At 61.1% G+C, this 13,628-nt stretch carries 10 protein-coding genes and 2 pseudogenes; 9 read left to right on the top strand and 3 right to left on the bottom strand.

Annotated elements, in window-relative coordinates; translation table 11 throughout:
• The coding region (locus JCM21793_RS23990; RefSeq protein WP_036539512.1) for an NUDIX domain-containing protein at window positions 1-391 on the top strand (391 nt) is incomplete at its 5' end.
• A 6-nt stretch (window positions 392-397) separates the two neighbouring features.
• Window positions 398-1,008 (top strand): annotated as a pseudogene (locus tag JCM21793_RS23985) (HAD family hydrolase).
• A gap of 111 nt (window positions 1,009-1,119) precedes the next feature.
• Here the strand turns inward: JCM21793_RS23985 and JCM21793_RS03810 are convergent.
• Window positions 1,120-2,253 (bottom strand): site-specific DNA-methyltransferase, encoded by a 1,134-nt coding sequence (locus JCM21793_RS03810; protein WP_007008003.1) that lies wholly within the window; start codon window positions 2,251-2,253, stop codon window positions 1,120-1,122.
• A gap of 144 nt (window positions 2,254-2,397) precedes the next feature.
• On the opposite strand from JCM21793_RS03810, the gene JCM21793_RS03805 reads away from it, so the two are divergent.
• Together JCM21793_RS03805 and JCM21793_RS03800 are read left to right on the top strand one after the other, a co-directional pair.
• On the top strand, window positions 2,398-4,044 hold the full coding sequence (locus tag JCM21793_RS03805) for a vWA domain-containing protein (RefSeq protein WP_025029507.1): 1,647 nt from the start codon (window positions 2,398-2,400) through the stop codon (window positions 4,042-4,044).
• A 98-nt stretch (window positions 4,045-4,142) separates the two neighbouring features.
• Window positions 4,143-4,832: an HAD family hydrolase gene (locus tag JCM21793_RS03800; protein WP_007008005.1), complete on the top strand. Its 690-nt coding sequence runs from the start codon at window positions 4,143-4,145 to the stop codon at window positions 4,830-4,832.
• A gap of 110 nt (window positions 4,833-4,942) precedes the next feature.
• Here JCM21793_RS03800 and JCM21793_RS03795 read toward each other — a convergent pair whose 3' ends face one another.
• A complete protein-coding gene (locus JCM21793_RS03795) occupies window positions 4,943-5,530 on the bottom strand; it encodes a hypothetical protein (protein ID WP_025029506.1) in 588 nt (195 codons plus the stop codon).
• Between the two features lie 252 nt (window positions 5,531-5,782).
• On the opposite strand from JCM21793_RS03795, the gene thrC reads away from it, so the two are divergent.
• The 4 genes and pseudogenes from thrC (at window position 5,783) to JCM21793_RS03770 (ending at window position 12,014) form a co-directional block, all read left to right on the top strand.
• Window positions 5,783-7,186: a threonine synthase gene (thrC, locus tag JCM21793_RS03785; protein ID WP_025029505.1), complete on the top strand. Its 1,404-nt coding sequence runs from the start codon at window positions 5,783-5,785 to the stop codon at window positions 7,184-7,186.
• Window positions 7,187-7,210: 24 nt separating this feature from the next.
• A pseudogene (locus JCM21793_RS23980) lies at window positions 7,211-8,502 on the top strand (M16 family metallopeptidase).
• A 15-nt stretch (window positions 8,503-8,517) separates the two neighbouring features.
• On the top strand, window positions 8,518-9,120 hold the full coding sequence (locus JCM21793_RS03775) for a GNAT family N-acetyltransferase (protein WP_007008009.1): 603 nt from the start codon (window positions 8,518-8,520) through the stop codon (window positions 9,118-9,120).
• A 5-nt stretch (window positions 9,121-9,125) separates the two neighbouring features.
• Window positions 9,126-12,014, top strand: a complete 2,889-nt coding sequence (locus JCM21793_RS03770) for an EAL domain-containing protein (protein WP_025029504.1) — start codon at window positions 9,126-9,128, stop codon at window positions 12,012-12,014.
• 35 nt (window positions 12,015-12,049) lie between these two features.
• On the opposite strand, the gene JCM21793_RS03765 is transcribed toward JCM21793_RS03770, so the two are convergent.
• The gene (locus JCM21793_RS03765; RefSeq protein ID WP_025029503.1) at window positions 12,050-12,631 is read right to left on the bottom strand and encodes a YqgE/AlgH family protein; all 582 of its coding nucleotides are present in this window, start codon (window positions 12,629-12,631) and stop codon (window positions 12,050-12,052) included.
• A 219-nt stretch (window positions 12,632-12,850) separates the two neighbouring features.
• On the opposite strand from JCM21793_RS03765, the gene JCM21793_RS03760 reads away from it, so the two are divergent.
• On the top strand, window positions 12,851-13,612 hold the full coding sequence (locus JCM21793_RS03760; protein WP_244439650.1) for a protein-disulfide reductase DsbD domain-containing protein: 762 nt from the start codon (window positions 12,851-12,853) through the stop codon (window positions 13,610-13,612).
• Window positions 13,613-13,628 lie beyond the last annotated feature (16 nt).

Here is a 13,628-nt window from a genome sequence, read left to right as displayed (position 1 = left end):
CTTCGTCGCCGTGCGTGCCGATGGCGCGGTGCTTTTAAGGCAGCGCCCGCCCACCGGCCTTCTGGGTGGCATGACAGAGGTCCCGGGCAGCCACTGGACGGCGCGGCAGGATGGCGCCACTGATATCTCTGCCGCCCCCTTCCCCGCCGACTGGCGTGAAACCGGGTCGATCCGCCACGTCTTCACGCATTTCGCGCTGGAGCTTTCCGTTTTTCGGGCCGATCTTCACAATGATCAACTACCCGGCGATCAACCACCCGGCGATCAACCGCCCGGCGGTGGCTGGTGGTCGTCCCCCGACACACTGCCCGGCGAAGCCCTGCCCACTGTCATGAAAAAGGCTATCGAGGCTGCGATACCCGGAGCCACCAGGAAGCCCCGCAAAGGATAGAACCGCATGAGCGACATTCGACACATCGTTTTTGATATCGGCAGGGTCCTGATCCACTACGATCCTGAAATTCCCTATCGCCGCCTCATCCCCGATGATGCCCAGCGCCGCTGGTTTCTGGAAAATGTCTGCACCGGCGACTGGAACATCGAACAGGATCGCGGGCGCAGGTGGGAGGACGCCGAGGCGCTTCTTATCGCCGAGCATCCGCAGGAGGAAGAGAACATTCGTGCTTCCGCCGGCACTGGCACGAAATGGTGCCTCACGCCTACGACGATTCGGTCGCCATGCTCGAAACGCTCATCGACGCCGGCCATGACGTGACCATGCTTACCAATTTTGCGGCAGACACATTCGCCGAGGCCCGCGAGCGCTATACCTTTCTCAACCGGCCACGCGGCGTGACCGTCTCGGGCGAAGTGAGGCTCCTCAAGCCTGACCGTGCAATCTACGACATCCATGTCGAAAGCTTCGGCCTCGAGCCGGCCGCCACGCTATTCATCGACGACAGCGAGAAGAATGTGGAAGGTGCAAGAGATGCCGGCTGGCAGGCCGTGCATTTCAGCGGCGCAGAGAAGCTGCGAAGCGATCTGGCCGGCTATGGCTTCGCAGTCTGAAAAAAGCGCTCCGCAGAATCATACAGAGATTCATCGAAGCGCTCTATCTTGCTGATCGTCTTTGGCTTTTGCGGCTCCGGGCTTCTCCACCTGAGCCTACGCGTCTGATGCTCAGGCGGCAACGCCCTGCATGTTGTCGCGCATGATCTGGCGCAGATCGTCGATCGGCTTCAGGCTGCCCTTTTCCTCGAAATGCCAGAAGGTCCAGCCATTGCAGGCTTCGAGCCCCTGAACGCGTGCGCCGATTCGGTGGATCGAGCCTGCCTCGTCGCCGATGGCAATCGTGCCGTCGGCACGCACATTGGCGGTCCAGCGACGCTTGGAATCGTGCAATTGCGTGCCCGGCTGCATGAGGCCTGCCTCCAGCAGGCTGCCGAAGGCCACGCGTGGCGCGGAACGCTTGGCCTGCATCTGGGCAAGATCCATCTCGTCCAGCGGTTCGATGCCGGCGATACGGGCGCTCGCCGCTTCGATATACTCATCCTGCCGATCGATGCCGACAAAGTGGCGGCCAAGCCGCTTGGCAACCGCCCCGGTCGTGCCTGAGCCGAAGAATGGATCGAGCACCACATCGCCGGGCTTGGTCGATGCCATCATCACCCGTGCAAGCAGCGCTTCCGGCTTCTGCGTGGGATGCAGCTTGCCGCCATCCTCGTTCTTCAGGCGCTCCTTGCCCGTGCAGATGGGGAAGAGCCAGTCGGAGCGCATCTGCACATCGTCATTGGAGGCCTTGAGCGCTTCATAGTTGAAGGTATAGCCCTTGGACGACTTGTCGCGCGAGGCCCAGATCATCGTCTCATGCGCGTTCTGGAACCTGCGGCCGCGGAAATTCGGCATCGGATTCGTCTTGCGCCAGACGATGTCGTTGAGCAGCCAGTAGCCCAGGTCCTGCATCACTGTGCCGACCCGGAAAATGTTGTGATAGGAGCCGATCACCCAGATCGTGCCGTTCGGCTTCAGAACACGGCGCGCTGCCAGCATCCATGCGCGGGTGAAGGCATCATAGGCAGCAAAACTGTCGAACTGGTCCCAGGCATCGTCAACCGCATCGACGCGCGATTGATCGGGGCGGTGCAGGTCTCCACCAAGCTGCAGATTGTAGGGTGGATCGGCAAAGATCACATCGACCGATTTTTCCGGCAGACGGTCAAGTGCGGCGACACAGTCCCCCTTGATGATCGTATCGAGCCATTCGGCCTTTTTCGGTTCGGGTGCAAGCTCATCGATACGACGCACAGCGGACATGGACTGACCTCTAACTCGGACTGTTTACCTGCCGTTATGGTTACGGAAGATGGTAAATATTCCGTAAGGGCCCATGCCGATTTGCGGCCCATGCGAAGCTGTGCAATCTTCCCTTGCGTCAAGTTTCACCCACGGAGACCCGGCATGATCCGCACCCGCCTGTTGAGCGTCCTGGCAGCCCTGTTGTTTGCCTTCCCCGCGATGGCCGCAGGCAAAACGATCATCGTCCTGGATGGCTCCGGCTCCATGTGGGGGCAGATCGACGGCACGACGAAGATCGAGATCGCCCGCGACACGCTGCGCAAAGTTATGGAAACGCTGCCCGACGACACCGAGCTTGGCCTCGTGGCCTACGGGCACCGGGAGAAGGGTTCCTGTTCCGACATCGAGATCGCCATTCCGCCGGCAACAGGCACGGCAGCGGCGGTCGCCGATTTCGCCGACCGCCTCAATCCGAAGGGCAAGACGCCGCTCACCGATGCGGTTCGGAAGGCCGCCGAGGAACTGCGCATTGAAGAAAATGCTGCGACCGTCATCCTTGTCACCGATGGGCTGGAGACCTGCAATGCGGACCCCTGCACGCTCGGCCGCGAGCTTGAGGCCTCGGGCGTCGATTTTACCGCGCATGTGGTCGGTTTCGGCCTGTCCGAGGAAGAAGGACAGGAAGTTGCCTGTCTCGCGGAAAACACTGGTGGGCTCTATCTCAAGGCTGACGACGCAGGCCAGCTTGCGGAAGCGCTCGAAACCACGGTCGCAAAGGCGCCCGAACCGGAGCCAAAGCCGCAAGCGGCCAGTGTCGAGTTCAATGTGCGTGGCATCGCACGCCTTTCGCAGGATGGCCCGGACATGGCCGACAGTTCGGAAGTGCGCTGGGACTTCATCCCTTTGGGCGCAAATGGCGAACCTGAGAGCCGCAGCGCCGATGGCGGCTATCGCGGCGTGTTCGCTGCCAGCGTACCCGCCGGTTCCTATCGTGCGAAAGCGCGGCTTGGCCGCATCACATTCGAGACCGATGTGGATCTGACCGAGGACGCGACAACGGACGTCATTGCCGTGCTTAATGCCGGGCTCGTCGAAATCACGCCGAAACGCACCCCCGAAGACACCGAGGCCGACACGGGCGCGCGCGTCGACGTGCATTTCGACGGCACGAAGGATGGCGGATATGGCCAGACACGCGTCTGGGCGAAGGCCGGTTCCATCAGGGTCACCGGACGGATCGGCAAGGCCACCGTCGAAGAAAGCCACGAACTCGCCGCCGGCGAGACCCTCAAACTCGACCTGGTCATCGGCTCCGGACTGGTCGTCCCGTCTGCCGTCTATGCAGAGGGCGGGCCGGAGGTTGAAGGCAACGCCATCCGCTTCGAGGTCCAGGACGCCAGGGCCGACATTAGCGGCAACCGCAAGACGCTTGGCGGCCAGTACGGTCCAGGCAAGCAGGGAATGGATGTTCCACCCGGCGATTACATGCTTTATGCGCGCCTCGGAAAGGCCGAGGCCATGACGCCGATCAGCGTCAGGGCGGGCGAACGCACTGAGGCGACGGTCAATATCAATGCCGGCGTCCTCGCCGTCTCCGCTCCCGGCGCCTACAGGATCGAGTTTCTTGAGGGCAAGAAAGACATCCAGGGCAACCAGAAGAATCTGGGCGGCACCTATGACGTCAAGGCGCAGGAGACTTTGCCGCCGGGAGACTATGAAGTGCTTGTGCGCTACGAAGGCGACAGGGCGGAACAGCGCCGGAAAGCCAGCGTGACCGCTGGCGAGCGCACAGAGGTCGTCGTCGAATAGCGCGTTCAGCCACGGCTACATGGAGTTGTCTCGGGGCGGCATAACGTCTATGCCCCCAACGCGCCACCATCAGGCTTCAATTCAGAACAGGTCTTGCCATGCCAGCTCCCGAACTCGTCATCTTCGATTGCGATGGCGTTCTCGTCGATTCGGAAATCATCGCGTCGCGTGTCGAAGCACGGGTGCTGACGCAAGCAGGCTTCGAGATCACGCCTGAAGAACTGGCCAGCCGCTATGCCGGCCTCACCTTCAAGGACATTCTTTTGTCCATCGAGGAAAATGCCGACGCGCCGCTGCAGGCCACGCTGATCGATCAGGCTGAAAGCGAAGTCGACAAGAAAGTACGCAAGGAGGTGAAGCCTCTGGAGGGCGTTCACGAAGCAGTCGCTGCCGTCACCATGCCGAAATGCGTCTGTTCGAATTCCAGCTACGAGCGGGTGGAGGCGATGCTGTCCCGTACGCGGCTCCTGCCCTTCTTCAAGGACCACATCTATTCCTCTCTGGAAACGCCCTCGCGCCAGCCCAAGCCTGCGCCGGACGTTTTCCTTTATGCCGCCGAAAAGATGGGAGCCGCACCCGGGCGCTGCTTCGTCATTGAAGATTCAGTGCACGGGATCGCCGGCGCGAGAGCCGCCGGCATGCGCGTCATCGGCTTCACCGGTGGAGCGCACATCCAGCCCGGCCATGCCGACCTTCTGATGGAAGCGGGCGCGGAGACGGTCATTCACCGTTTCCAGGACCTTGCCGGTGTCATCGAAGCCCTGTCGGAATGGAGCGAGAATGCCTGAGGGAAACCCTGACAGATTGATTCAGCCCGCACTCCAACCCCCCTGATATTCCACAAAAAACGGGGGACTCGCCCCCGCCTTCATCCTGCCCCCAAAAACCGGCCGCAAGGTTAGCGACCGCCGTTCGGCCCCTCGTCAAACCCGACCATCAACTGAATGCTGCGATCGGGCGTCCCCGTGATCATCACATTCGGATCGTTGAAGATGAACTGGGTTGCGCCGGCGGTGTCGCTGATCGCGACCTGATGCTGGAACAGCTTTGAATAAACAACCTCGCCGCCACGAACGGCGACGATGCGGATCGGCATTGTGATCGTGCCGGTATTGCCTTTCGGACCCGGGACGACGCGACCGGCCACGGCCACCGTCATGCCGAACGAGCCCGTGCCGTAGGTACACTTGCGCGTCACATCGGTGATCGAGGCCTGATAGATCACGCTGCCGGGCTGATCCTGCCCGCCCTTTTCATAGGTGGTGAAATAGGCCGTGCCTTCTCGCAGGGAGACCGGCGGGCAGAAAGCGCGCAATTCGCTTTCGCGCACCACATCCTCAGCCTGTCCGGCTGTCTGGGTACCCTGCTGTTGAAGATTGCCGCCCTGCATGTCCAGTCCACCCGTCGCATCGTCGGACTGGCAGCCCGAAACGATGGCAGTGGCGGAAAGCAGGAGAGAACTGATGAAAAGACGATAATTGACCAAGTGACATGCCCCGTGGATATGCGCATTCTTCAGGCACCGGCAACGACCGGGCAAAAAGCAACGGAGAGATGACAGATTTTTCCGGCAAATTCCAGAAAACCCGTCATCGACATTCAATTTCCGTGCGGTTTGAGTGGAAAACAGGTTCCCACCCGTCCAGATCATGCTCTATACCAGACGCGCGGCCGGAATGCGACGGGCTCTTGCGGGCGCCGGCTGTCCTCCCTCGCAGTTCATGAGGCAATACGACGAATGGCGACAGATTATATCAGCACGCGTGGCGATGCGCCGGCGCTTGGGTTTTCCGATGCGATGCTGGCAGGGCTTGCCCGCGATGGCGGTCTTTACGTTCCCCGCGCGTGGCCGCAGTTTTCCGCTGACGACCTCCGCGCCATGCGCGGCCAGAGCTATGGCGAGATCGCCTTTCGCGTGCTCGCTCCCTTCGTGGGCGATGAAATAGACGCGACGACCCTGCGCCGCATCATTGACGAGAGCTATGCCACGTTCCGTCACCCGGCTGTGTGCCCTCTTGTTCAAACCGGCCCGAACGAGTTCATCCTGGAGCTTTTTCACGGCCCCACCCTCGCCTTCAAGGACGTCGCCATGCAGCTTCTGGCGCGGCTGATGGATCACGTTCTTGCCGAGCGCGGCGAGCGTGTCACCATCGTCGGCGCGACATCGGGCGACACCGGAGGGGCTGCCATAGAGGCCTTTGCCGGGACCGAGCGGGCGGATGTCTTCATCCTCTTCCCCGAGGGGCGTGTCTCTCCGGTACAGCAGCGCCAGATGACCACATCCGGCGCCGCCAACGTGCATGCTCTTGCCGTCAAGGGCAATTTCGACGACTGCCAGGGCCTGCTCAAGGACATGTTCAACGATCACGGCTTTCGTGACAACGTTGCTCTTTCCGGTGTGAATTCGATCAACTGGGCCCGCGTTATGGCCCAGATCGTCTACTACTTCACCGCCGCCGTCTCACTCGGCGGTCCCGACCGCACGATCTCGTTCACCGTACCCACCGGCAATTTCGGCGATATTTTCGCGGGCTATGCGGCAAAGGAAATGGGCCTGCCCATCGATCGTCTCGTGATCGCCACCAACGACAACGACATTCTCGCCCGAACGCTCGCCAGCGGTGAATACGCCACGCGTGAAGTGGTGGCGACCACATCGCCCTCGATGGACATTCAGGTTTCCTCCAATTTCGAACGCCTGCTCTATTTTGCTTCCGGCAGGAATGCGGATGAAATCCGCCGCTACATGCAGATGCTGAAGCAGTCGGGCAGCTTCACGGTCGAGCCAGAGACGCTGGAAGTCATCCAGAAAGGCTTTTCTGCCGGTCGCTCGGAGATGGCGGAAACGGCGCAAACGATCGGCGCGGTCCGGCGCGAGAGCGGCTATCTGCTCGACCCGCACACAGCCACGGGCGTGAAAGTTGCGCGTGCAATGCCGGCATCGGCGTCGCCCATGGTGGTTCTGTCGACCGCCCATCCGGCCAAGTTCCCGGCTGCCGTCAGGGATGCCAGTGGCATCGAGCCGGCCCTGCCCGAATGGCTCGGCGACCTGATGAAACGCAAAGAGTCCTTTACAGTCCTTCCCTCAGATTTAAGAATGCTGCAGGATCACATAAGCCGCCACGCCAGAGCGGCGCGTTGAGTTTGTTCAAGGAGTAAGAAGCATATGGGTGTTGAGGTAAGCCGTCTGTCGAACGGCCTGACGGTCGCAACCGAAACCCTGCCTCATCTGGAAACCGTTGCGCTGGGCATCTGGGTTAAATCCGGATCGCGCAATGAGTATGAGAATGAGCACGGTATTGCGCATCTTCTGGAGCACATGGCGTTCAAGGGAACGACCAAACGCAGTGCCCGTCAGATTGCGACCGATATCGAGGATGTCGGCGGTGAGATCAACGCTGCGACCAGCGTCGAGACAACCGCATTCTATGCACGCGTTCTCAGCGCAGACATGCCGCTGGCGGTAGAACTCCTTTCCGACATTCTGACCGATTCCAAGTTCGACCCGCACGAGCTGGAACGCGAGCAGCATGTGATTCTCCAGGAAATCGGCGCCGCGCACGACATTCCAGACGACATCGTCTTCGACCGTTTCACCGAGACGGCGTTCCGCCACCAGGCGCTTGGCCGTTCGGTGCTCGGAACCCCCGAGACGGTCCAGTCCTTTACCCCGGATCAGCTTCGGGGCTTTCTCGAACGCCAGTACTCGGCAGACCGCATGGTCATTGTCGCCGCCGGCGGGCTGAAGCACGAAGATTTCGTGCGCGAGGTGGAAAGCCGCCTCGGCAGTTTCCGCAGCAAGGCCGAAGGCACCACACCGCCCTATGCACACTATGTGGTGGTGACTTCCGCGAGCACCGCGATCTCATGGATGCGCAGATCATTCTGGGCTTTGAGGGCCGTGCCTACCATGTGCGCGACTTCTATGCCTCGCAGGTGCTCTCCACCATTCTCGGCGGCGGCATGTCCTCGAGGCTTTTCCAGGAAATACGTGAGAAGCACGGCCTCTGCTACTCGGTTTACGCCTTCCACTGGGGGTTCTCGGACACCGGCATTTTCGGCATCCACGCTGCGACCGGCAAAAGCGACATCGAAGAGCTTGTGCCCCTGCTCCTCGGCGAGTTGCAGAAAGCGGGACAGGCCATCGGTCAGGACGAGCTCGACCGGGCACGTGCGCAATATCGCGCCGGCCTCATGATGGCGCGTGAAAACCCGGCAAGCCGCGCCTCGCAGATCGCGCGCCAGCTTCTGCTCTACGGCCGGCCGATCGACGTGGACGAATTGATGGATCGCCTGTCCAACCTGACCGTTGATCGCCTGACCGATCTCTCGCAGCGTCTCTTCACCTCCAAGCCGACCGTTGCGGCGATCGGCCCCGTCGGCAGCCTTGCACCCTTCGAATCCATTCAGGATGCGCTCGCCGATCAGGGGTCCATGCCTCGCAAGCTCGCCGTGTAGGACCGTCGCAGACATATGCTGGACGTGCCCTTCTTCCGCCGCCCGCCTCCGGCGCTCAAGGGCGAAACCGTGTTCCTCAGAACACCGGTCATGGGCGATCATGCGGAATGGGCAGCCCTGCGCGACGAAAGCCGCGGCTTTCTCGTGCCCTGGGAGCCAAGCTGGGCACCCGACGAATTGTCCAGAAGCGCTTTCCGGCACCGGCTCAAGCGCTATCGCACCGAATATGAAAACGGCACCGGCATCAGTTTCTTCGTCTTCGATGCGCCGACGGAAGCGCTGGCGGGTGGAATCACACTCTCCAACATCAGGCGCGGCGTCGCGCAGACCGCCAGCATAGGCTACTGGATGGGCGAACGATATGCCGGTCGCGGCATGATGCTTTCGGCTCTGCGGCTGCTCATTCCCTATGCTTTCGACGGCTTGCGGTTGCACCGTCTGGAAGCCGCCTGTATTCCAGACAACAAACGTTCTGTCGGTTTACTTGAAAAAGCCGGATTTCAGCGCGAAGGCCTGCTCAGGTCCTATCTCAGGATCAACGGCACTTGGCGTGATCACTATCTCTATGCGCTGGTCGCTGAGGAGCGTCACGTGCCTGCACTAGAAACACGAGGCTGATTTCCTTGTCGCGTTCCTTCTTCCCCGCTTTTCTGGTGGCCCTGGCCGCGGCATTCATCAGCCTTGTTTCAGCCGTCGGCACGGCAGAAGCGATCGAACCGATCAAGATCGCCCGTGATGATGTGGCGCTCGACCTGTCAGGAGCGGTGGAAATCTACCGCGCGCAGGGAGACGCGTTTCAGGTGTCGACAGCACCCGACGTCGACGGCATCGTCCGGCGCATCGAGGTAGAAGCGCAGGATGAACGCTCCACGGGAGACTGGGCGGTGTTCGCTCTCGCCAACACGACGGATCAGCAGCTTGACCGGCTCATCGTCGCGCCGCATTTCCGTCTGGTCGGTTCAGGCCTTGTCTGGCCCGACCTTGGCTCGCAGCGCATTGCCGCCATTACACCGAGTTCCGGTTTCACGCTCGACAGGCAGGAAAGCCCGGATGCGGATGAGTTCCACGTCACGCTCAATCCCGGCTCTGTCGTTACCTTCGTCGCAGAGCTTTCCTCGCCAAACCTGCCGCAGGTCTATCTGTGGGATCCCGGCGCCTACAAGGACACGGTGAACGCCTACACGCTCTTCCGCGGCATCGTCATCGGCATTGCCGGCCTGCTGGCCCTGTTTTTGACCATCCTGTTCGTGGTCAAGGGAACTTCAATGTTTCCGGCCACGGCGGCGCTGGCCTGGGCGGTTCTTGCCTATATCTCCATTGATTTCGGGTTCCTGAGCAAAGTGATCGAGATCACGCCTGGCAATGAGCAGATATGGCGCGCCGGTACCGAGGTCGGTCTGGCCGCCACGCTTGTGGTCTTCCTTTTTGCCTATCTCAATCTCAACCGCTGGCACGACCATTTCAGCTATGGCGTGCTCGCCTGGATCCTGGGTCTCGGCATCATTGCCGGTTTCGCCATCATCGACCCCGCCGTGGCGGCCGGCATCGCCCGCATCTCCTTCGCCGCCACAGCCGTGGTCGGCCTTGGCATCATCATCTATCTCAGTCTCCAGGGCTATGACCGTGCCATTATGCTGGTTCCCAGCTGGGTCATGATCATCGCCTGGATGGTCGGCTCGTGGATGGCGATCACCGGGGTTCTCGACAACGACATCGTCCAGCCGGCGATTGGCGGTGGCCTTATCCTGATCATTCTCCTGATCGGCTTCACGGTCATGCAGCACGCCTTTGCCGGCGGCGCTCTCTTCCAGGGCCTGTTCAGCGATATGGAGCGTCAGGCTCTGGCGATCTCAGGCTCGGGAGACGTGGTCTGGGACTGGGACGTTTCGCGCGACCGCATCATCACGCGGCCCGATGTCAGTCGCCAGCTCGGCCTACCCTCGGGCAGTCTGCATGGTCCGGCCCGCGACTGGCTTTCCACCCTCCACACCGAGGACCGCGACACATTCCGCACGACGCTGGATGTGGTGCTCGAACAGCGTCGCGGGCGCATCTCCCAGTGCTTCCGCCTGCGCGGTGCGGACGGTCACTATCACTGGTTCGATCTGCGCGCGCGCCCCGTCATCGGTTCCGATGGCCAGGTCATCCGCTGTGTCGGTACCATGGTTGACGTCACCGAGCAGAAAAAGGCTGAAGAGCGCCTCCTGCACGACGCGGTTCATGACAATCTTACCGGGCTTCCAAGCCGGGAACTGTTCCTCAACCGGCTAGATGCGATCATTTCCATAGCCCGCATGGAGCAGCAGGTACGACCGACCGTCTTCGTGATCGACATCGACCGTTTCAAGCAGGTCAATGAGGAGCTCGGCATCTCGGTGGGCGACACGATCCTGCTCACCATTGCCCGCCGGCTGCACAGGCTCCTGAAGCCGCGCGATTCGCTCTGCCGCCTGTCCGGCGATCAGTTCGCCATGATCCTTCTGTCCGAACAGGAGCCCGCGCGCATCGCGGCCGTGGCAGATGCGGTCAAGCAGGCGATCCGCACCCCGGTCACCTTCGCCCGCCGCGAGATTGTCCTCACCTCCTCTATCGGCCTCATTTCCTGGACGACGACACAGGAATCGGCGGAGGAGATGCTCAAGGACGCCGAACTCGCCATGTATCAGGCCAAGCGTTTCGGTGGCGACCGGATCGAGCCCTTCCGCCCTGCCTTCCGCTCGAACGACAACAACCGCCTGCGCATGGAGGCGGATCTGCGCCGCGCGATCGAGCGTTCCGAGCTTAAGCTTGTCTATCAGCCGATCATTCGCCTGGAAGACCAGACCATTGCCGGTTTCGAGGCTCTTCTGCGCTGGGATCATCCGCGCCGCGGTGCCATCCCGCCATCGGACTTCATACCGATTGCCGAGAGCTCCGGCCTGATCGTTCAGCTTGGCCTTTTTGCCATGCAGCAGGCGGCCGAAGATCTTTATCGCTGGCAGAAGCAGTTTCCGGATTTGCCGCTCGTCATGTCGGTCAATCTTTCCAGCCGGCAGCTTATCCGCCGCGATCTCGTGGGCGACGTACGGTCTGTCATCGCTCGTTCGGGCGTTTCACCGGAGAGCTTCCGGCTCGAGCTGACCGAATCCGTGGTTATGGACAATCCCGAGCAGTCCGCCCATGTACTCGAGAAGCTGAGGATGATCGGCATCGGCCTGTCGCTGGACGATTTCGGTACGGGGTATTCTTCGCTGTCCTATCTGTCGAGCTTCCCTTTCGACACCATCAAGATCGACCGGCGTTTTCTGGAAGATCACAGCGCACGTGGCATCGTCATGGTGCGTTCCATGGTCAAGATGGCCAAGGAGCTCGAACTGTCCGTTGTGGCGGAAGGCGTGGTCGATCACCAGGATGCGCAGCAACTTGCCGAGATGGGCTGCGACTACGCCCAGAGCTTTGTTTTCGGCGAACCGGAAGATGCTGAAACCACCGGCAAGCTGCTCTTCGAGCACACAACCGCAGCCAAGTCTTAAAGGGACAGGCGTTCGCCGGGAAGAGGCGTCGCCTCTCAGGCGTGGCCGGCAATCTGGCTGAGATTTGCCGCATCAATGCCAATCGATGCGAGGACGCCATCATACTTCTGTTCGATATTGCCCTCGAACAGTAGCTGCGGCGTTGCCGGACAGGTCAGCCAGCCGTTTTCGCCGATCTCCATTTCAAGCTGCCCGGCACCCCAACCGGCATAACCAAGCGCCATCAGGGCATGGCGCGGCCCCTGGCCGAGCGATATGGCTCTGAGCATGTCGACCGTAGCCGTCAGACAGATACTGTCGGAAACCGGCATGGACGATTCCACAACATAGTCGTCCGTATGCAGCACGAAGCCCCGGCTTCGGTCCACGGGACCGCCATTGCGCACGGGCATGTTGCGCGCTTCCTGCGGCAGCCGGATGGCTTCCGACTGTTCAAGAATGCCGAGCTGCACGAGGATATCGGGAAAGGCGAGCTGCTGCGGCTGGTTGATGATCAGCCCATCGCCCCCTCCTTCGCTATGGGCGCACAGATAGATCACCGCGCGCGCAAACCGTTCATCGCGCATGCCGGGCATGGCGATCAGGAAATGGTTTTCCAGATATGGAAGTTCCGTCATTTCCTTCTTGTACCCTTGGTCCCTGCTGCATTCTGGGTTTCCATGCTTTCAGCCTAACCCGTTTTCCCATGGCGTGAAAGGCGGATATCGCCTTGCCGCAGGCCACCGGTCACGCATTTATGATGCTGCCAGACAGAAGTGTTCCTTGCCGGCCCGGCGTCTCCGCTGCACTCTCCCACCATGATTCGAGCCGCATCCCTGACCCTTGCAATGCTCCTGATGGCCCCGCAGGCACATGGCGCGTCCAGCCAATGGCAGGAAAGCGAGGGCGGATCGGTTCGTCTCATTACCGTCGGGCTTCCCGATGAGGACGGTCGTCTCCGCGGGGCTCTCGAAATCAGTCTCAAATCCGGATGGAAGACCTATTGGCGCAACCCGGGCGCTGCCGGCATTCCCCCGCAGATCGATGTCTCCCGCAGTTCCCAGATCCGCGCCGTCGAAGTGCAGTACCCGGCCCCGGAACGCATTCATGACGGCGAAACCCAATGGGCTGGCTACAGGCAGTCCGTTTCCCTGCCGGTCATCTTCACTCTCGACCAGGCGAACGCTGCGACACTGATCGATGCGGACGTCTTTCTCGGCATCTGCGAAACGATCTGCATTCCCTTCCAGGCCTCTTTCACCTTCGACCCCGGCGCTGACGCCGACAATGTCAGCGACGCGCTCGCGGTCCGGCGTGCATTCGCCTCCCTTCCCGCCCCTGCCGATGGGACGTTTGGAATCGCTTCTGTCGAGAAAACGGGCGGCGCGCTTGTCCTGGAAGGGAAGGTACCCGCCTCGACGCTGGAACCAGTCCTCTTCCTCGATCATGCGCACGCTCATCTACTCGGGACACCGAGGCTTGAAGCCCTTGATGAGGGAACGGCCAGGTTCGTTGTTGAAATATTGAACGGCGATGTCGGGAAACTTGAAAACAGCGATCTTATATATACGCTGACAGCCGATGGAGAGGCTGTCTCAGGGGATATTGAGATTCCCTGAAAAACATTGATTTTAA

It is taken from the genome of Nitratireductor aquibiodomus NL21 = JCM 21793 (assembly GCF_000615975.1).
Lineage (GTDB): Bacteria > Pseudomonadota > Alphaproteobacteria > Rhizobiales > Rhizobiaceae > Nitratireductor > Nitratireductor aquibiodomus.
This window is presented reverse-complemented; position numbering and strand designations above follow the sequence as displayed.